The organism is Mesorhizobium sp. M1217 (assembly GCF_040318275.1).
In the GTDB taxonomy this organism is placed as follows: Bacteria; Pseudomonadota; Alphaproteobacteria; order Rhizobiales; family Rhizobiaceae; genus Mesorhizobium.
The window spans coordinates 79560-99829 of sequence record NZ_JAMYMA010000018.1 but is presented as its reverse complement, the minus strand read 5'-3'; the positions used below and the strand labels follow the sequence as shown (position 1 = coordinate 99829).

At 60.5% G+C, this 20270-nt stretch carries 14 protein-coding genes and 1 pseudogene; 10 read left to right on the top strand and 5 right to left on the bottom strand.

The features are described from left to right. Nucleotides 1-4: 4 nt before the first annotated feature. Entirely contained in the window at nucleotides 5-901 is an 897-nt protein-coding gene (locus NKH37_RS26280; RefSeq protein WP_353041773.1) for a hypothetical protein, read from the top strand. 21 nt (nucleotides 902-922) lie between these two features. On the opposite strand, the gene NKH37_RS26275 is transcribed toward NKH37_RS26280, so the two are convergent. Genes NKH37_RS26275 through NKH37_RS26265 form a run of 3 tightly spaced genes read right to left on the bottom strand, consistent with a single transcriptional unit; the run spans nucleotide 923 to nucleotide 4027 of the window. Beyond that, a complete protein-coding gene (locus NKH37_RS26275) occupies nucleotides 923-1264 on the bottom strand; it encodes a hypothetical protein (protein WP_352641593.1) in 342 nt (113 codons plus the stop codon). After that, complete coding sequence (locus NKH37_RS26270) at nucleotides 1264-1689, bottom strand: DUF6484 domain-containing protein (RefSeq protein ID WP_023720327.1); 426 nt, start codon at nucleotides 1687-1689, stop codon at nucleotides 1264-1266. Before NKH37_RS26270 ends, NKH37_RS26275 begins: the two co-directional genes overlap by 1 nt. 10 nt (nucleotides 1690-1699) lie before the next feature. Further along, the gene (locus tag NKH37_RS26265) at nucleotides 1700-4027 is read right to left on the bottom strand and encodes a type VI secretion system Vgr family protein (RefSeq protein ID WP_352641590.1); all 2328 of its coding nucleotides are present in this window, start codon (nucleotides 4025-4027) and stop codon (nucleotides 1700-1702) included. 304 nt (nucleotides 4028-4331) lie between these two features. Here NKH37_RS26265 and tagH point away from each other — a divergent pair, with 304 nt between their 5' ends. After that, nucleotides 4332-5372, top strand: a complete 1041-nt coding sequence (gene tagH / locus NKH37_RS26260) for a type VI secretion system-associated FHA domain protein TagH (protein ID WP_352641588.1) — start codon at nucleotides 4332-4334, stop codon at nucleotides 5370-5372. Between the two features lie 24 nt (nucleotides 5373-5396). Here tagH and NKH37_RS26255 read toward each other — a convergent pair whose 3' ends face one another. Beyond that, on the bottom strand, nucleotides 5397-5702 hold the full coding sequence (locus NKH37_RS26255; protein WP_198030519.1) for a hypothetical protein: 306 nt from the start codon (nucleotides 5700-5702) through the stop codon (nucleotides 5397-5399). On the opposite strand from NKH37_RS26255, the gene tssL reads away from it, so the two are divergent. From tssL to NKH37_RS26220, 7 genes and pseudogenes are all read left to right on the top strand, one after another. Continuing rightward, complete coding sequence (tssL, locus tag NKH37_RS26250; RefSeq protein WP_352641586.1) at nucleotides 5695-7167, top strand: type VI secretion system protein TssL, long form; 1473 nt, start codon at nucleotides 5695-5697, stop codon at nucleotides 7165-7167. The two genes, NKH37_RS26255 and tssL, sit on opposite strands and share 8 nt — an antisense overlap. Nucleotides 7168-7189: 22 nt before the next feature. After that, on the top strand, nucleotides 7190-10753 hold the full coding sequence (gene tssM / locus NKH37_RS26245; RefSeq protein ID WP_353041770.1) for a type VI secretion system membrane subunit TssM: 3564 nt from the start codon (nucleotides 7190-7192) through the stop codon (nucleotides 10751-10753). 373 nt (nucleotides 10754-11126) lie between these two features. Beyond that, nucleotides 11127-11291: pseudogene (locus NKH37_RS26240) on the top strand (hypothetical protein); the annotation flags it as partial. Between the two features lie 257 nt (nucleotides 11292-11548). Then, nucleotides 11549-12322 (top strand): PP2C family protein-serine/threonine phosphatase, encoded by a 774-nt coding sequence (locus NKH37_RS26235; RefSeq protein ID WP_023720321.1) that lies wholly within the window; start codon nucleotides 11549-11551, stop codon nucleotides 12320-12322. Beyond that, a complete protein-coding gene (locus NKH37_RS26230) occupies nucleotides 12279-14912 on the top strand; it encodes a serine/threonine-protein kinase (protein ID WP_502906003.1) in 2634 nt (877 codons plus the stop codon). The genes NKH37_RS26235 and NKH37_RS26230 overlap by 44 nt, the downstream gene beginning before the upstream one ends. A 108-nt stretch (nucleotides 14913-15020) precedes the next feature. Then, complete coding sequence (locus tag NKH37_RS26225; RefSeq protein ID WP_023720319.1) at nucleotides 15021-15431, top strand: DUF1036 domain-containing protein; 411 nt, start codon at nucleotides 15021-15023, stop codon at nucleotides 15429-15431. Beyond that, nucleotides 15428-17761, top strand: coding sequence for a M23 family metallopeptidase (locus NKH37_RS26220; protein WP_353041766.1), 2334 nt, complete (start codon nucleotides 15428-15430; stop codon nucleotides 17759-17761). The genes NKH37_RS26225 and NKH37_RS26220 overlap by 4 nt, the downstream gene beginning before the upstream one ends. A gap of 224 nt (nucleotides 17762-17985) precedes the next feature. Here NKH37_RS26220 and NKH37_RS26215 read toward each other — a convergent pair whose 3' ends face one another. After that, the gene (locus tag NKH37_RS26215) at nucleotides 17986-18627 is read right to left on the bottom strand and encodes an OmpA family protein (RefSeq protein ID WP_353041764.1); all 642 of its coding nucleotides are present in this window, start codon (nucleotides 18625-18627) and stop codon (nucleotides 17986-17988) included. A gap of 81 nt (nucleotides 18628-18708) precedes the next feature. Here NKH37_RS26215 and NKH37_RS26210 point away from each other — a divergent pair, with 81 nt between their 5' ends. Continuing rightward, complete coding sequence (locus NKH37_RS26210) at nucleotides 18709-19302, top strand: DUF6931 family protein (RefSeq protein WP_353041762.1); 594 nt, start codon at nucleotides 18709-18711, stop codon at nucleotides 19300-19302. Nucleotides 19303-20270: the final 968 nt, after the last annotated feature.

The window sequence follows — 20270 nt, the reverse complement described above, 5'->3', positions numbered from 1 at the left end:
GAGAATGGACCGTGAACTGCTGGACATTTTTGCACAGGATAGCGACACGGCATACCAATGCATACAGGTCGCGCCGATGCGCGACGGCCGCGCCGCAATCCTCTTCCTGGTCAGTGATCCCGACTTTGTGAATACCGTGTCGGTCGTCTTCGTTGTCGATGATTTTAACCCGGCTACCGCCAAGCGAATACTTCTGTCGGATGCGTGGCTGATGTCTCTTTCCGCGACGCCGTCGGACGAACTCCTTGCTCTCGAGGCAACCACCCGGGTTTGGCGTTTTGCAGGCGCGAACTGGTCGAGCGAAAAGATCTCGGAGATCAGCCTCCGGCGTATCTGGGCGAAGGACCCGGATGGGCCCATTGCCGTCGGAAGCAAAGGGATGGCTCTCAGGTTCCAAGGGGCTGCGTGGCGTCCCATACCACCCATTGTCCCGACACAATATTTCGACGTTCACGGCTCACCTCAGCACGGCCGGTTCGCCTGCGGCAACCAGGGCAGCCTTCACCGGTTGGCGGATTCGGGCTGGCTAGCGGTGGAACTTCATCGCCACGACCAGTTCCGCGGCATCGACGTCGCTCCCGATGGCACGATCCGGCTTGCCGGAGACGGCGGCGCCTGCCTCCGAGTGGCCAACGAGGAAGCGACGGAGCTTCAGGCGCCCGAACATGCCTTTTTTGCCGTGCGTAGTTTCAAGGGCCGCGCCTATTGGGGCGACGAGGTGGGCGTAAGCGTGGAAGCGGGGGACGCGCTACAGCCCTTCGAGGATACCGGCATCGGCTCGGACCTGCGCAGCGATGGCGACTATCTCTATGTCGCCGGCATCGACGCTGCCTGGCGCTTCGATGGCAAAACGTGGAAGAAGCTGACGCTTGTCTATGACAATGGATTCCGACTGGAGTGACGGCCTGAACGTCGTGTTCGTCTACTTCTGGCCGCCATTGCTCGACAGATACGCCCTCACCTTGGGCAGGTCGAGTTCCGCGATCCTCGATGGTGCGCCCTTGATTAGCATGCGCAAAACAAACAACTCGCCCGCTTCGGGATACTCGGCATAGAGCGTTTCAGCAATCTCCTGCCCGACCTCTCCTGCGATACGCAGACCGTCTAGATGCGAGTCAAGCCGTTCCACAAGACGCGCCAGCCGCTCCTCGTCCATGTCAGGATTCTCGTCCGGATACAGCAGATGATGGTCGTAGACCGTCCATAGAAACGCTGCCATTTCGGCATGCTGGCGAACGATCTCGCGCAAGACGATCTTTGGCATCAGTTCAGATTCACTGACCCGCCACGGACCCTGTTCGTGGCGCTGGCATGGCTCGTCACATAGGTGCCGCGGATGGTGATGTGGCCATCCTTTTCCATGATAATCGTCGCCTTGCCACAGCGAAGCTCGATCCGCTCGTCGCCGACTATGGTCACCAGCTCACCATCGCGAATGACCTGCGGCGTCGGAGATTTGCGGGCAGGTTCGACGATTCGACCCACGATCAAGGGCCGCGCCGGGTCACCCTCTTGGAAGAGCAATGCGACTTCCGCCCCGATCATCGCCGAGGTGAGTTCAGTCAGGCTGCGTGCGGGAACTGCCGCATCACCTGGATTGCCGGGAAACACGACCAATGGCGAATCAGAATTGAAGCCGAGAAACAGGCCGATCACCACACCTTCTATGCGTTCTTGAACCTCGGTCATGCCGGAATCCCTAGTTCTGATTTATCTTGCTGCCCTTCATGGTGATGTCGCTAGACGCCTTCACATTGATCGTGCCGGACCCCTTTATCATGATGTCCTTGCCTTCTATGGTGATGGTGCCGTCCTTCTTCATCGTAATGGACGATGAACCGCATTTCAGGGCGATAGCGTCGCCTGCTTCGATCAGGAATGTCTTGGCGACGGTGATTTTGCCGTCCTCGCCGATCTGTACCATGCTGGCCTTGGCTATCTCCAACTGGAAGGCGCCACCGACCTTGGTGCCGTCGTCCTTGGCAATTTCCGTGCGCCTCCCCGCGCCAATCTGGCTATTCTGATCTTTGGCGATACTAAACTTCTGGGTGCCGCCGATCGTCACGTCCTGATTTGACGCGATGTTCCAGCTGTCGTCGGCACCTATCTGATGGCTCTGAGCGGCACCTACGGTGACAGAGCGTTTTGACCCGATCGTGTTGGTCTGCGCGGACCCTACCGTGCGAGTCTCGGTCGCGCCGACGCTGTCCACGCGCGCTGCCCCCACGGTGATCGCCTGGGCTATGGCCACGGTCTGCGCGTGATTGGCGCCGATGGTCTCGGTCGAGTTTGAGCCGATGCTGATGGTCTCGTTGGACCCTACCTTCAACGAGCGGTTTGACCCCACCGTTTCCGTATCGTTGGAGCCGATATTCGTCGTCTGGTCGACGCCGATCTTGACCGTCTTGTTGTTGCCGACGTCCTCATCAAGGTTGTGGCCGACGGAGTGCTTGGCGTCGTGGTCGATGCGGTCGGACTGGTCGTGCTGCACCAGCTTGGTGCGGTCATTCTTGATCAGAAGGTTATGGTCCTTCTGAGCCTGGAAATTGACCAGCTCGGAGCCGGCCTTGTCCTCGAACATCAGCTCGTTGTAGCCACCGCCGCCTTTCGAGGAGTCCGACTTCCAGCCCGATTGCGTAGCGCTGCCCGGCAGTCCGTAGGGCGGCATTTGGGAGGCATTGTAGACGCGGCCGGTGATGATCGGCAGATCCGGGTCGCCTTCGATGAAATCGACGATCACCTCCTGACCGATACGCGGTATTTGGATGAACCCCCAGCCGCTGCCGGCCCATGTCTGCGAGACCCGCACGAAGCAGGAGCTGTTCTGGTCCTTCTTGCCCAGACGGTCCCAGTGAAACTGGACCTTCACCCGTGCATATTTGTCGGTGAATATTTCCTCGCCGGAAGGTCCGACCACGGTCGCCGTCTGCGGCCCGCGCATGATCGGTCGTGTCGTGACCCGCGGCGGACGATAGGGCAAAGCCGTAGGTGCCACACCAAGGATCACCTTGAAGTTCTCGCTGTCGACATCCGCATGGGCTCTGTAGCCCGGGTCGAACAGCCTGTATTCAGCGCTGACCACCAGATACTCCTGGTTCTGGTCCTCGCGCGGAAAGCCATCCAGCTTGAACGTGCAGCCGGAATAGAGGCCGCGCAGGGTTCCGACCGCGGCGATGCGCTGGTGCACCGCCTGGATTTCCTCGCGCCGGATCGCCGCCAGGCTATCGCCGCGGCCCACTTCCAGATGGGCGCCGGGCTGACGGTAATTCTCGCCCGCAGCCAGCTTGTGACTGAACGGCTGGGCCGATTTGGCCATCAGGTCGGCACCCGGTTTCTTGAAATCATAGTCGGTATGGACATAGGCGCCCGGCCGCACCGAGCTGCCCGGGATCCATTCGGTGATGTATTCGACATCGCGCCGGGAGCCCTGCCCCTCGAAGTGGTAAGGCACTTTTTCATAGCCCGGCGCCGGCTTCAGCTTGCTCATCGCATCGGCGAGCACAAGCGTGTGCTTGCCCTCGCCATGCTCGAAGAAATACAAAATGCCCTCGTGCTCGAGCAGCCGCTGCACGAAGTCCAGATCGGTCTCATCATATTGCACGCAATATTCGCGCGGCGGATAGGAACCTTGCAGGCGTTTCTCGAATTTTGCCGTGCTGTATATCGAGAAAACCTCCTCGACGATTTCGATGACGCTCATGTTCTGGAAAATGCGGCAGTCGGTCGTATTGCCGAGAAACCAGAGCCATGGTCTGACGACCGTTTCGTAGTAGGCCAGCTGGTCCTCGATCCGGGTAAGTCTAAACTCGGACACCAGGCCGCTGAACCAACGTTTTGGATCGGATTCACCTTCGATCGAGACGGCCCCACCCAGCATCTTCAGCGGATCGATGTCGTGGTCGGTACTTACGAACCCAACCGTGTAGCCAAAACAACGGCTTATCTCATCGCGCCCGACAAGGTGCGTGAAGGTCAACAGCTCGGCGCCAATCGGCGTCTCCACAACCGTGGCACGTTCATTTGGCATTGGTCGTGCCCCTCCTGGACCGGGCCGCCAGTGGATTCAAGGTCCTGCTATACTGTCCTGCTATACTAACGACGACAGGTTCAGGAACTGAAAGCTCACAACAATTCTCTTTGCTGGTCCGTGTTGAGCGTACCACATGTTGTTGCGCGGGCCAAAGAGGCATGCCAGCAGAGCTGGGCGAATCAGCAAGATCCAGAGTTCGCCCGCTGCCTTGCGCCAATGTGATGCGAAATTGGATTAGCCACGTTAAAAACATGGAGTATCGTGCCGACAAGGCCGCCAGCGATCACACAGGCGATTGTGCATGTTAATCAGTCTGCAGATCAGCAATGTCGATGCCCTGCCCGCTGGCGTATCCCCCGGCTACAGATCGCGTGATCGCACCTTCAAAATCGGTCGCGAAAATTGCGACTGGATCTTACCCGACCCGGACAAGTTCATTTCCGGCCGGCATTGCCAGATTCGATACGAGGCAGGCGCGTTTTGGCTGCATGACATCTCGCGCAATGGCACTTTCATCAACGGGTCGAGCCAACGCATCACCGGTCCGCACCGGCTGGCGCACGGCGACAGGCTCCTGGTCGGCCGCTACGTCATCTTTGTATCGATTGACGAGCGCGCCTCGCCGACCCATCCGCAAGGCGACGAAGGTTCGACACAACGACACATGCCCGTCGCGGCCGATCGCCTGCTTGACTCTGGAGGCGCGCCTTTCTTGAATTCGGCACAGCCATGGCCCGAGCAACAAGCACCGTCGCTGCCCGCCTCGGTCCTTTCGACGAGAGACGAGGTGCTGCGGGAAATCGCGATTGGAGCGGGTATTTCCCCGGAACTGCTGCAGTCGCGGGACCCGCATGAAGTCGCGGCCGAAATTGGCTCGGTCCTGCGGGTGGTGGTCGAGCAACTGGCCATGCTGCTGAAGGCACGTGCGGCCGCCAAAACGCTGGCCAAGAGCACGCACCGGACAATGATAAGCTCCGCCGACAACAACCCGCTTAAGTTCGTGCCGGGAATCGACGACATCCTCGAAATCATGTTCGCACGGCGTAGGGCCGGCTATCTCGATGCCAGGCACAGCGTTGAAGACGCATTCCGCGATCTCAAGGCGCACGAATTTGCCACCTATGCCGCCATGCAAGCTGCGCTGTCGCGACTGCTTGACGACCTTTCGCCGGAAGCGATCGGCAAAAAGCTCCCGCCGACATCTTTTTCCTCGAAGAAGGCCCAAGCATGGGACGCTTTTGTCGGGACGTGGAGGAGCATGGAGGAAGCACACGAAAACGGCATGCTGGATATATTCTTGGCCTATTTTAGCGAGGCGTATGCAAAAGCTGAGCAAAAATAGACCGGCGCAACAGACTGTGGCGCTTTAGCTGACAAAGAAAAACGCATCGGCGCGCCGCATCATGTTCCAATCGAGAACATCTGCGATTACGATCACATACGACAAGTTCGCCAAGCGGGTAAGCCTGATTGACCTGGGGTCTGCGGCAGATGTCATATTGCGGCGCCATAGTTTCTTGTAGCTCCGGACCGCGACCGTGCCGGTATGATACTTGCCTGCGCTATCCGGCCAGGAAAGATCTGGCGCCTCTCGCACGCGAACGCGGGCACCGCATGGCAGCGGCACATCGGCGATGAGCTCGAAGGACGATCCTTTCGGCCCGGTGGGCAAGACCGTCATCCCCCTACGGCGCGGGCAGAATGCAAAACCAGCCGCAAACGAACCGATTGCGAAGACTGCCGGACCCTCGGACGTCAAGGAATCGACAGTTTTCGAACCTGACATAGGTCGGCATATGCCGCCGGACTGGACATCCGGAACCATTCTTTATCAGGGAGCATCGTCAGGTGCAGCGGCCAAAGCCGGGGCAGCCGAGTCAAGGCCGATCATTCAGCAGGAGGTGCTGCTCGAAGCCGCAGACACGGTCAAATATTCGACGGCAAATCCGATCCTCGCTGCGTCAGCACCATTGCTCGTCCTGTTCGGGCATCTCAGGCTCGTGCCGGTTGAAAGACAGGCGGCGCCATTGGCCGAGCATATCGCCGAAGCGATCGAGAGGTTCGACCGGACGCTGGAGAAGTCGGGCGTGGCCGAAGAGGATGCGCGGATCGCGAAGTTCGCCCTTTGCGAAACCGCCGACGATCTTGTTGGCAACCTGCCCTGGACCGGCAAGGACACCTGGGCACAGCACAGTATGTTGTCGCGGTTCTTTCACGTTGAAGCCACGGGCGCCGGCTTTTTCGAAGCTCTGAACAAGGTGCTGGCCAATCCGGAGCCACACTTAGACCTGCTGGAGCTGATGCACGTCTGCCTGTCCGTGGGATTTGAGGGCCAGTATCGGGATCTGGCGCGCGACGATACCAGTCTGGAACGTGTGCGGCGCGACGTCTACGAGACGCTTCGCTACTTCAGGGCCCGCGCCGGAGAGGACATCTCCCCCCGCTGGCAAAGCATGGCGGCGACGATGGTGCCGTCTTCGACCCGCCTGCCGCTCTGGGGTGTTGGCGCCGCGGCATCAGCCCTGCTGACGGCCGCGTTCTTCACGTTGCGGGCGTTCGTGACCGATGAAGGCGATGCTGCAGCCAGACAGTTGCTGGCGCTCAATCCCTCGACGCCTGTGACGATCGAGCGCGCCAGTGTGGTACCCCCACTTGCCGAACCGGTGACAGTTGCCTCGCCTGCCGCAACCGAGCAGATCGACCGCATCCGCTCGGCACTATCCACGCAAGTCGAGCGCGGCGGGATGACCATCGGCACAAAAGGCGACTTCATCGTAGTGGAGATCAACAATCAATTGTTGTTTCAGCCTGGCAAGACCGAAATGAAGCCTGAGTCTCAGTCACTGGCCGCACAGATTGCCGCAGCCCTTGAGCACGAGCCGGGGCCAATCAGGATCGTTGGCCACACGGACAATGCGAAACCACGGAAATCGAGCGCGTTCAAATCCAACTTTGACCTTTCGGTCGCCCGGGCGAAGGCTGTTGAAACAATGATCGCCGCGAAACTTAGCGATCCCTCGCGAGTGACCGCCGATGGCAAGGGCGCAGATGAGCCAATTGCCGACAATGCGACGTCCGAGGGCCGCGCCAAGAACCGCCGTGTCGACGTGATGATCCCCAAGGAGGAAACGCTGTGAAGACCGCCGGTGGGAAGCGCCAATGATGCGTTGGCTGCCGCGGATATTCAGCACGGCCGCGTTGGCCGGTTTTGCGGCAGCGATCTGGTTTGCTGGACCTTTGATCCGCTTCGCCGATATCCGGCCGCTGGGACCGGTCTGGTTGCGCGCGACAATCATCGGCACGATCGTAGCGACCGCGGCCCTCGGTTACGGAGTGCGCGTCTGGAAGGTGAGAAAGGCGCAAAAAGCGCTCGAGACCGTCGTTGCCCGCAACGACGGGAGCAATGACGACTCACCGGTGCTCGAGGCGCGCATGAGTGAGGCCATCGCAGCACTCAAGCGCTCGAGCCGCAAGCGCAATTTCCTCTACGAGGTTCCCTGGTACATCGTCATTGGCCCGCCGGGCGCCGGCAAGACGACCGCACTGGTCAATTCGGGTCTGAACTTTCCGCTTGCCGGTTCAGGAGACGCCCAGCCGGTGGCCGGGGTTGGCGGCACCCGCTCCTGCGAGTGGTGGTTTACCGAAGAGGCCGTGCTGATTGACACGGCGGGACGCTACACCACCCAGGATTCTAATGCAGGAAGAGACAGCAAGAGCTGGCTTGCGTTTTTAGCGCTGCTCAAGAAATACCGCACCAGACAACCGATCAACGGGGTTATCCTGGCCATCAGCCTTGCCGATCTTATCAGCTTCGATGACCAGCAGCTCGACGCCCATGTCGTTGAAATACGCGGTCGCCTGAGGGAGATCCACGAGACGCTGAAAATCCAGTTTCCGGTGTACCTGCTTTTTACCAAGGCCGATCTTGTTGCCGGCTTCATGGATTATTTCGGCAGTTTCGAGGAGCCGCGCAGGCGCAAGGTCTGGGGCGCGACATTCCAGACCACAGACCGCAACAAGAACATGGCCGGTGAGACTCCGGCCGAATTCGATGCACTGGCGAACCGCTTGGCGGACGAGATGCCTGACCGCCTGCAGGAAGAGCCTGATCCGGCCTTGCGCATATCGATGTTTGGCTTTCCGGCCCAGTTTTACGCGCTCAAGGGCCGAATTGCCGGTTTCGTGACCAGCCTGTTCGATCCGGTCCGCAGCCAGGTGAACGTCAGCTTGCGTGGGCTCTACTTCTCGTCGGGGACCCAAGAGGGAACGCCGATCGATCAGGTGTTGGGCGCAATCGGTCGCAGTTTCGGCAACAATTCCCGCCCCCATCTGTCCGGGACCGGCAAGAGCTTCTTTTTGCACGACCTCCTGACCGATGTCATTTTCGCCGAATCCGGATGGGTTTCCTATGACCGGGCCACTGAAAGGCGGGCAGCGGCCCTCAGATATGGCGGCTTTGGCATCATAGCCTTGATCACTGCAGCGGCCCTTGGCGCGCTCGGGATGAGCTTCATGGCCAACCGCTCGCTGATCGCCTCCACGACGCAGGCGATGAGCCAATATCGCGAGACAGCGGACGCCCTGCTCAAAAGCACGACGGTCACCGATGTCGACCTTGAAAACGCCATCGGGCCGCTCGACCAGTTGCGCAACATGCCGGCCGGTTTCGAAACCAGTGACTTACCCGCACCGATCGACGAAACGGTCGGCCTTAGCCAGCGGGAAAGGCTTCTTTCGGCATCGACAACGGCCTACCGGCAAGCACTGGAACGAATGTTGCGCTCGCGTCTGCTTATTCAGGCTGAGCGGAAAGTTCAGGCGACGATGGCTGAACCCGCCGCGCTTTACGAACCGCTCAAGATCTACCTGATGCTTGGCGGCAAGGCACCCAAGGTCGATGACGCGTTGATCATCTCCTGGATGAAGCAGGATTGGGAACAGAACCGGTATCCCGGCGAGAGCAACCGGTCAGGACGCGCGCAGCTCGAAAAGCACTTACGCGCCATGCTTGCGCTGGACGATGCCTATGATCCGGTTTTCGAACTCAACCAGCCGCTTGTGGAAGCCGCCCAGCGTTCGCTCGGGCGTATGAGCCTTGCCGATCGTGCGTCCGCATTGATCAAGTCGGCGGTGTACGCGGCTGCGCTGGACGATTTTTCTGTTTCGCAAAAAGGCGGCCCGGAAGCGCAGCTTGTGTTCGAGCGCGTCGATGGCGGCGATTTGTCGAAGCTCCGTGTTCCCGGTCTCTACACCCATGCCGGATTCAACAACTTTTATCTCGGACAGCTTTCGCGCATTGCGCAGACACTCGTCGAGGACCAGTGGGTACTGGGCGGTGGCGGCGAGCAAGGCGGCATCGATCAGGAGTTGCTCAAGCTCGGCCCCGAACTTCTCGATCGCTACGGCAAGGAGTTCGCAGCCGCGTGGAACAGCGTTCTCGATGCTTTGAAATTCAAAGCCATGCTGAACGACAAGCCGCACTATGTCGCGCTTTCCGCCGTTGCCTCACCAAGCTCGCCGATCGAACAGCTTTTTACCGCGATTGCCGACGAAACAGCCCTAGCGCGCGACCCTGTCTCCGGCGAAGACTCGGGCACTCGGATGCAAGCCGGCACCGTTATGCGCCAGTCCCAAGACGCCGCAGACATGGCCAAGGGCCTGGCTCGCATCGGCATTCAAATTAGCTCCTCAAAATCGCAAAGCCGTGCCGGTACGGGGTCTGCAAAATTTCAAAGCCAAAACCCCGGGGCAAGTATCGAAGCGCAGTTCAGGTCCTTCCAAGCTCTGGTAAGCGGTCCTTTTGGACACCGACCGATCGATGCGCTGACCCAGAATTTTCGCGACATCCATCAGAGCCTGCAACTGGCAACCGAGGTCGCTTCGCAGACGGAACGTGTCAACGCCAACCTGCAGCTGCAGGTAGCCACCCTTCGCGCCAATGCATCGCGCCTGCCCAAGCAACTCGGCAGAATGGTCAACGCAACTGCAGACGAATTTGAGGGCAACGCGGCTGAAATTTCGTTGACGAATTTGAACGAGATGCTCGACCAGGCCGTCACGCAGCCGTGCGAGGAGGCGGTCAACAGCCGCTACCCCTTCGCCCGCGATGGTACCCAGGATATTGCGATGGCGGACTTCGCCAAGTTGTTCTCTCCGGGCGGCCTGATGGACCGGTTCTTCGCACAAAACCTTGCTTCCTTGATCGACATGAGCGGCAAGGACTGGAGCTGGAAACAGAATGCGCGCTTTGGGCGCGACCTGTCGAAGTCGACACTGAAAAACTTTCAGCTGGCTGCGGAAATCCGCAACGCCTTTTTCCCCTCAGGCGGATCAATGCCCTCGGTCAACCTGACCTTTACCCCCTTCTCGCTGAATGGCGATGCAGACGCTGCGGTGCTCGACGTCGACGGCCAGATCGTCCAGAGCAACCAGGCGGGTAACACGCCAAGCACGATGTCCTGGCCGAGCGGCGCGGCCTCGGCGTCCGCCAGTCTGAGACTGATGCCGGAAATGCCGGGCCGCAAATCCGTTATCAGCTTCGAAGGGCCGTGGTCGCTGAAGCGGTTGTTGGACAAGGCGACGATCACCAGCAAGGACGGCACTGTTGAGGCGCGCTTCGTAGTCGGCGGACGCGACGTGGCCTATACGATCCAGACCGGTTCCGGTCCCAGCCCTTTCTTCCTACCGGCACTTTCCGCATTCAGCTGTCCGAAGGCGTTTTGAGGTGGATTGAGCCTCGCCGAGGGCAAGTAAGATCGCCAAATCTAGTCGATCAGAGGTTTGTCTTGCATCAACGAGCGGCATCAGCGGACGCTTGGTTGGTTCGCATATCCAAACCGTCGCCTTGTCAAACGATGCCTTCCCGATCCGGGGCAAGCAACCGCCGCGGCCGGAGCCGACGAGCAGCGTTCGTCCAAGGAACAGTATTGAGAACGGGCGTGTCGCTGCCGGCGCTGGCTGATGTCCTGTTTGGCGGGCAGCGAAACGGATCTCCCATAAATCTCGAGCACTGCTGCAACTTCGTCGAACATCCGGACGTCACGGGTGACGATCGATATTTGGCTAATACCGACCCTCCTGTTTCAACGGCGGCGTCGGCAATGCGCGCTGGGTCGGCACGCCGCTCACTCGGATCCTGAAAGAAGCCGGGGTACTCGGCAGTGGCATCCAGGTGGCCTTCTGGGGCACCGATGATGGCGAGATTACACGACATCATTCCGCACATTCCGGAGTACCTGACCGGCTGCCTGGTTGTTTGTGAGATGAGCTGGAACACCTAGGCACCGGCATGTTGTGAGACAGACGAGGAGATCGCAGCATGCGCAGTTGACCAGGCAAGGGAGCGCTGTCGCGCCCTCAAATCATCACTTGAGCTCTTTCTAGTGGTGACCTCCCCATAAGGGTCACGCGCTCAACGCTAGATTTCGATATTTTAATATTCGAGCCTGTGGCAAAGTGGCGCCAGCGAGCGCCTGAGAGTGCGCTGTAGAGGATGCTTCGAGAAGCGCTGGTGGCAAGTTGAGCGATGTCGCCCTTTCCTTTGAGAGTTTCGGCGTGAGCCACAATGGCTGTGTCCGCGAGCACAATGAAGACAACTATTTGGTCGAGCCGCGAACCGGCCTGTGGGTGGTGGCCGACGGAATGGGTGGGCATGAAGCAGGAGAGGTTGCTTCAGCCAGCATCGTCGACCATCTGGCCACGATCGGCATTGCCAGTTCCGCCCCGGACCTTCGTGCGCGCTTCGAGGATAGGCTGAGCCGCGCCAACGCCGAGATCCGCAGGATCTCCGAATCCCGCGGCATAACCATCGGCTCCACCGTTGCCGCCTTGTTGGCGATGGATGGGCGATTTGCATGCCTGTGGGCGGGCGACAGCCGGGTCTATCTGATCCGCAACGGCTCGATCTCGCAGATCTCGAAGGACCACACCGAAGTTCAGGAACTTCTCGACCGCGGCATGATCAGCGCAGCCGAGGCGCTCACCTGGCCGCGTCGCAATGTCATCACGCATGCGGTAGGCGTCAGCGACGAAATCGTCATCGATTTCCAGCAAGGGGAAATCATGCCGGGAGACATCTTTGTGTTGTGCACCGATGGGCTGACCGCGCATTTGACCGACGCCGAAATCGGCGCCGCGGTCGTGTCTGCGACACCTCAGGCGGCCTGTGAGGCTCTGCTGAGAACGGTGCTGGAGCGAGGCGGCACAGACAATGTTACGATTGTGCTGGTAAAATTCGCAAACAGAAGCAATGGACACCCCCCCTACCCTGATCTGTCCAGAGCGGAGGGTTGAGCTGATGAGCGCCGACGACAAGACGCGAATATCGCCGCAGCTGGCCAACACCGCCGTCGGCACGCAGCTCAGCGGCATCTACGAACTTGACGAGCGGATCGCATTCGGCGGCATGGGCGAAGTCTACCGCGGCCACAACATCCAGACTGGCGACCATGTCGCGATCAAGATCGTCCTGCCCGAATTTGCCCGCGACCCGACGATCTTGTCCTTGTTCCGCAAGGAAGCGTCGATCCTCAATCACCTCTCGCATGATGCGGTCGTGAGATATCACGTCTTCACGATCGATCCAGGGATCGGTCGTCCCTACCTTGCGATGGAATTCGTCGACGGCGAGTCGCTACACGACATCATGCGACGTGGCCCAATGCCGACTGAGGAGGTGCGCAGGCTCTGCCATCGGCTCACGTCGGGTCTCAGCGCCGTGCATCAGGCGGGAGCAATTCACCGCGACCTCTCCCCGGACAACATCATCTTGCCAGGAGGTCGGGTCGATCGGGCCAAGATCATCGATTTCGGAATCGCGCGATCGGCGACCGTCGGCGGTGAGACCCTGATCGGCGGAAAATTCGCGGGAAAGTACAACTACGTTTCCCCCGAACAGCTTGGGCTATACAGCGGCGATGTCAGCGAGCAGTCGGACATCTACAGCCTGGGGCTGGTGCTGGTTGCCGCCCTGCGCGGCAAGCCGATCGACATGAGCGGGTCCCAATTCGAGATCATCGAAAAGCGTCGGACCGTGCCCGACCTGTCCGACATCGACGACGGCTTTCGTGACATTGTTGAAGCCATGCTGCAGCCGGATCCGCGAGACCGCCCGGTGAGCATGGCGGAAATCGCCAGGATGACGCGCGACGAGGACGAAGGGACAACGCCGCCGACGTTCGTCCCAAACCGCGGCAGGCCGGGTTTGCCACGAGCGGGGCAAACCCTTGCGCCCGATCCGAAGGCCTCGTCCCCGCCATCCAATGTCTTGGGCCATGACGCGCCTTTGGCAGGCTCGGGCGGGCAGCGCTTTGTCCAGCATGTCCGGCCAGCGCTGTTGTCCGAACCGCGGGCCTCACCGGTCGCCGCGCCGCCACGTGCGCTCGTTGGCGCTGTTCGCGGAAAATCTACAAAGCGCCGAGCCATCGCCATCTCTGCCTTCGCGACATTGGCTCTCGCCTCACTTGCCGGCCTTTATTTCAGCGGCTTTACGACACCCACCGCGCCAACCGCCGGCAAACCCTCGCTTTCCGCGCCAGAGCCACCACAACCTGCACCACAAGCAACAAGGCCTGTCCCCGAAGCATCAATTCCTGAGGCAGAGGCGTCAAAGCCGCTGGCGACGGACCAGGATACGGACTCCCCTGAGCCGCCACAGGCGGTTCCAGCCCCAAAGCCGCAAACAGAGGCTACATTAGCACCAGCTGAAAGTCAGGCGGAGGCCCCCGCGGCTCGAACGCCGCCGCCGGCAGCGTCGCCAAAGATGCTCCCGCAAATACAGGAAACGTCGAATCTGTCGGCAAGTGGGGCGCAACCGCCGGCCGAAAACGCAGCGCCGTCAATTCAGCCCGATACGCCCTCGCCGCCTGCCAAGCTTGCTCCAGCCCTCCCGCCGGTCGAAAAGGCTCCCACGCCGCCCGCGGCGCAGCCAGACGCCGCGGCGAGCCAAAAGCCTGAACAGCAGGCAAGCCAGGCGGAGGCGAAACCGGCCGCCCCAGCTCCCAAGCCGGCTGCAGGCCAGGCGGATGCGACGAGCGCAAAGGAGCAGCAGGCCGACCTGCCGCCGCCCAAACACCAGGCGAGCCGGCCGGCGAAGGCCATACCAGCAGCGCCCGTTCCAGAGCCGGCTGAACGCCAGGCGGATGCGACGAGGGCAAAGGAGCAGCAGGCCGACCTGCCGGCGGCCAGAGAACCAGACCAGGCCATGGTTGCCCTGAACCTGCCTAAGCCGGAAGTTGCCCCTGTGATCGACGATATAGCGCAGCGTGTTTCGTGGGTTCGCGACTTCAGCGGTGGCGACTGTTTCTACGCCGCCGTGACCTCCATAACCGATAACACCGCTGCCATCGAAGGATTTGGAACCGCGGTCCAGCCATTCGAGCAGATGCTGGCTGATTTCCAGGCAAAGTTCCACGTTGAGCCCGACATCAACGTGCGCCTCATTGAGCCGAGCCAGTGCGAAGTCACCAACTTCCTGCGTTTTCTGGGGCAGGCTGCTGGCGAAAAGCCGCAGCTCGTTCTCGATCGAACATCGGTGCCGAACGGCACACCGATCAGCGGTACGTTGGTGACGCGTGGCGGGCTCATTTCCAGCGTGCTGCTGATCGACCACAAAGGCATGATGTTCAACCTCGATGACCGCATGGTCGTACAATCGGACAAGGCTACCTTCAGCATCCCGATCGGTCTCGGCGCCGCCGACAGGGCTGCAGGCAAGGCCGTGCCGCAGATCATCATGGTGATCACCGGCCCCCAGGATATCCAGGCGGCTGCGTTCTCCACGCCAATGCCAGCCTCGCAGCTGTTGCCCAAAATTCTCGAGGAAATCGAGGCCAACGGATCCAAGTTCTCGGCCAGCGCCAAGTATTTCCGGCTCGGCGGGTAGCATGGGCGTCCGATGGAACTCCGTAGCTCGCGTTTGCCCCGCTCGTCTTCCGACCTGCCCTTAAAGCAGCGTGGTCGGCTTCTAACCTTGCTTGCCTCGAGGGGCCGGATGAGGCTCGCGGTCGTTTCGGCCGCCGCGTTGCTGGGCGTGCTCTCATGCAACGAAGCGCGCGCCGAATTCACGGTGTGCAATCAGACGCTCGACGTCGTCAACCTCGCCGTCGGCCAGGAGGTCGACAATGCCGATCAGACCGATGGGTGGTGGACCATCGGCGCAAATCAGTGCGTGAACGTCATCCGCGAGGAACTGACGAACCGCTACATCTACCTCTACGCCACTGACGTTTTCGGCCACGCCATCCTGACGGGATCGACCGAAATGTGCATTGAGCGGCGACGTTTCTCGATACGCGGCATCGACGAATGCTGGCAGCTTGGCCATATTGCTGCGCGATTCGTTGAAGTCGATACGCTTGAACAGGTGCGGTGGACGTTTTTCCTGACCGGAAGCAGTCCGTGACGCACGCTATCGACACCAGCTTCAAGGAGAAAAAGCAAGCACGCGCTGCCCTCCGCCGGCGCACCTTTTGGCGCAGGCTTCTTGCCGGCTTCGCCACAGTTTTCCTGTGTTCGATTGCCGCCGGCTTCTACCTCACCGCGGACTATTGGTCGTTTGGCGACGAAGACGAGGATCTGCATGCGGTCGAAGGAGCCGACGATGTGCCGGCCGATGCCTCTGTTTATGTGCCTGCCATTATCGGCCTGGCGGGGGATCCGATGTGGATCACGCTCGCCCCCGATTCCGACGCCGCAACGAAAGGCCGCGTTGTTCCGCGTCCGGCCGAACTCGACCAGGCCGGGGTTTCGCCACAGATCGAGATCTTGTCCGACGTCATGCTTAGCGCCAGCGAGAAATTCATGACGACCATACCGTCGACGCAGGAGGATTTTGCATTCTTCCAGGCGCAACGAAAGACGGCCCCCGCAGCCTCCAGCGATCTGCAGAACGATCTTGAGCCATCTCCTGCCGCGGATGAACCCGCCCCTGCCGCCGATCAACTGGCCGAAGCCGATGACCCGGGGGCCGGCTGGGGTGAAACAATCGAAGCAGGCGATGCAGCTCTTCCCGCGTTCCACAAGACCCAGATCGAAAACAACACCAGCGTCGCAACTGTCACGAACGAATTTCAGCGGTTCGAGGCTACGGAAGACACGTTCGTGAAGATCCTCAACGATCGCAGTCTGGATAGCGTTGCGCTCGATGCACATTTCTCCGCCGACGACGCCAAGCAGGCAGGCGAGGCGCTGAAGGCGCTCTTCGGCCGGGACGGCCTGGAACCGGGCTATGTCGTGGCCATGCGTGGATACCGACCCAACCGCGAGACGACAACGATGTCCCTCATGCAGGTGTCGATCTACGCCAAGAACGTCTTTGTCGGTACGCTGACGCGCAATGCCGCGGGCGTGTTCGTTTCGGGCGTTGATCCTTGGGTACGGGAAGATCTTTTCAACTACTCGGGCGCGCCGGCGGAAGGCGCCCACAAACGGCAGTATCGTCTGCTCGACGCGATCTACTCGACAGCGGCACGCAACAGCGTTCCGACCGGCGTGATCGGCGAAGCCATCATGTATCTGTCGAGAGGACAGGATCTGGACGCCTTCGCAAGCGAGGACCAGCGTCTTGTGCTGATCTATTCGCAGACGCCGCGCGGCAAGGACGAAGGCGCTGGGCGGGTGCTGTATGTGGGTGTCCAGGGCACGACAAAAACTCTCGACTGTTTCGTTTTCCAGCAGAGCGATGGCCAGTTTGCATGCGTGACAGGCGACGATCAGGTCCGCTCGCTGACGGTCACCAACGGCATGGTCACACCGGTCAACGGGGTGTTGACCTCGACCTTCGGGCCCCGCAAGCACCCAATTCTGGGCACCGTTCGCATCCACAAGGGCGTCGATTGGGCGGCGCCGGTCGGCACGCCGATCGCAGCCGCCTTCGATGGCGAAATCAGCTTCCAGGGCGATGGGGGCGGCTATGGCAATCTGGTCAAGATTTCGCACGGAAACGGGCGCGAGACGCGCTATGCGCATATGCAGAAATTCGCAATCGTGGGCGGCGTCGGCACCAAGGTCAAGGCAGGTGACATCATCGGCTACATCGGCACCACCGGACTGTCGACCGGACCGCACCTGCATTTCGAACTCTACCAGAATGGCGCGGCGATCGACCCGCTGGGCACAGTTACTGCGGTCGCTTCGGACTTTTCCGCCGTGGAAACGCTCACCGACCGCATCGTCCATGTCGAAAGTGGCGGCAGTGCCCGTGCCAAGAACCCGAATTCTTCAGCGACCGGTGCCGGCCAATTCATCACCAAGACCTGGATCCGTATGATGAATACATACCGCCCTGAACTTGCACGCACGCTCTCGACCGCCGACCTGCTTGCCCTGCGTTACGACGCCACGATCTCGCGCGAGATGGTTCGCAATCTGGCGCGAGAGGGCGAAGCCTATCTTCGGGCGCGCGGCCACCAGATCACAGCCGGCCGGCTCTATCTGTGCCATTTCCTCGGCATGGAGGGCGCGCATCAGGTGCTGTCGGCGTCGGGTTCGGCGCAACTGAGCGCCGTGCTCGGATCAGCCGTCATCCAGGCCAATCCCTTTCTCACCGGCAAGACCGCCAGCTATGTCGTGGACTGGGCCGAAAGGAAGATGGGTCGAAAGCTCAGCCCAGCCACGACCGCGGCGAGCCAGCAGACGACGACCACGACTGAGGTCCGGCAGACATCGCCCGAGTTCGCAAAGTACAAACAGGTCATCACGGCGATGCTGAGCACCGTTCAGAATGCGCTTTGAGCCAGGGCATGGCGTCGCAAGTCGCAGCCGCTTCGCAGGCGCAGACGGATTGGTCCGCGGGGTCAGCGATTTCCCGACCAAGGCTCTGTAATTCGGCGCCAGTGTGGTGATGGGCGGCGTGCTGAAGGACTGACGGCAGCATTCAAACGGCTGCCTGCTCGCGGCAAAGCAGTTGTGGCTCGAAACTGCCGCACAGTTTTCCGGCAGCATGGGCCAGAGTTTCGCTACTCGGTCTTTATGCGCATTTCCACCCGGCGATTGACAGCATCGTACGGGTTGGGGCTGCGCGGATGCGCTTCGCCCAGGCCGATCGGGTTGATGCGGGCAGCCTCAATGCCGCTTGATGTCAGGAAGGACGTCACAGATTGCGCCCGTCGCTGTGAGAGCCGCTCATTGTAGTGTGCCGGTCCGGAAGCGTCGGTATAGCCTTCGACGACGAAGTGGAAACTGCTCAGCCGATTGTCCTTCAGGGCCTTGGCAAACTCCGCGAGCTCGGCGCGCGCGGTTGCGTCGAGTTCGGCCGAATCGAGCCCGAAATTGATCAGCATGTCGAGACTGGGTTTCTCGGCGAGTCCGTCTTTTGCTTTGGTCCTGCTCTTGCACTGCTCCTCGGTGCCGACACAAATTCCACGCGACTTGCCGAGATCGGCCGCGCCGGCAAAAAACTTGACGATGTCTTCTGATTTCTGGACAGGGTCGGCGCAAACATGGGTCGAGAAAACCACGACCGCCAACACCAAAGGTGAACTGGCCCACCGCATAGCGGTTACTCCTGTTGAGCATCCGATATTACCAACCGTGAACATACCAAATTCCGAAGCAATTGTCTGCGGGAAATACCGAGCCGCGGCTGTGTCGCCGGTCATCACCCCGCCGCAAGTTGAGACTTGACCCGCGCCGCGCTGCGGGCTTGAGTGCCGACAGGCTCTCGATGAAAGCGTGGCGTCATGGGCAACGGGCTCCGATTCAAAACGGCACGAGATCTTTTCATGGCTTGTCCCGCCGCTGCCCGAGACATGCAAACCCTGCCAACCGACCAGCGTTCGATCGATTTTTGCCGCGATCTCCTCGCCGGGCGCGTTCCCGAAGAGGCAATCACCTTTTGTGCCTACCTGCTGCCGGATCGGGCTGCGGTCTGGTGGGCTCATGAATGCCTTGGGCATTTGAGCGAGTTGCTGGATGAAACCGATCAAAAACTGCTCGCACTCGTCAGCAACTGGGTCAGCGAACCGAGCAGCGCCCACCATCGTGCGGCGCTGGGCCAGGCAGCGGCAGTGCCACCTACAACCCCGGGCGCCTGGATTGCCTTGGCTGCGCGATGGCGTGACAATGGCCTAGGTACTGGCGGATCCGTCGGCCGCACAAACTTGCCACCGGCCTTACAGCCGCTTCCTGCCGCCCATGCCGTCAATGCCGGAGTTCTGGCAGGGCTCGCGCGTGTTGCACTGGCGGACCGTTTTGCCGTTCTATCTGCCTTTGTCGAAATGGGCTTACAGATGGCCGAGATCGAGGCGCTGCGCCAATCAGCGGACGCATACTAGCCTCGCATCTTTTCTGTCTGGGCTGTAGGCGAGAGGGAACAACTGCTTGGCGCGAATGTCCAAAGGGGTCGGATAGGCTGGAACTGCACAGGGCCGAGAGTGGAACTCAGAGATGACGGTTGATCAGATTCTCATCCGCGGGTTGGCTACCGTCTTCCGTCTCTTCGTCTCGGTGCTTTCCTCGGTCTAGAGGGCGGGCATCGGGTGGATTGTGCGGGCCACCAGCCTCAGCCCTCGAAGATGAGGTCTCGCAATATGCTGCTGCCCCTGGTCGCCGCGATCTTGGTGTGGCGTTGCCACAACGGGCCACATTGAAATCAATTCGATGTACGCAGGCTCGCCGAAGGCTCGTCAGCCAGTTCCTGCTCTCGCTGGGTCAAGCGCGGCTAGCAATACGGCAAAGTGCTCCGGCATTTCTTGATCGACTTCCAACCTAGCCGCTTGCGCAACACCTGACGATTGCCTTCTGAACTGATCAATCGTCGGAAGGCTGTCCGTGCTCTTCGTGATGGCGGCATCAGCTAGAGCGGAGTTGGTCACGTCAGCCCCCGTCCTGATCGAATGAGCGCAGAGCCCTCTCCTTCTTGCCATCTGCCATTAATGACGCAAAGGCGCACCACGAGGTCCCACTGACGGCCCACGTTTGGTCCACTTCATCAGTGGTTGCTGCTGCCTATGCGTTGCAGAGGTGGTACGCTAGACGGCTTACTTCCGCCCCGACGAGGACCGAAGAAACCCAATCATGCGGTCACTCTTTGTCGGCTCGATCAATTTCATCAGCAAAGACTTGTGCTCACCCGGAAGCCCCTGTTCTACCGGAAGATTTAGCGCCTTGCGAAGGTAGTCGCGGACGGCTTCTGACGTGATCCACCGTCGTATGAGGTCGGCGATAACCTTCTGCTTCCTCTCGTCGGCCTGAGCCATGGCCGGCCCTACATGCGAATAGGTCCGAACCTCCGGGCGAACCG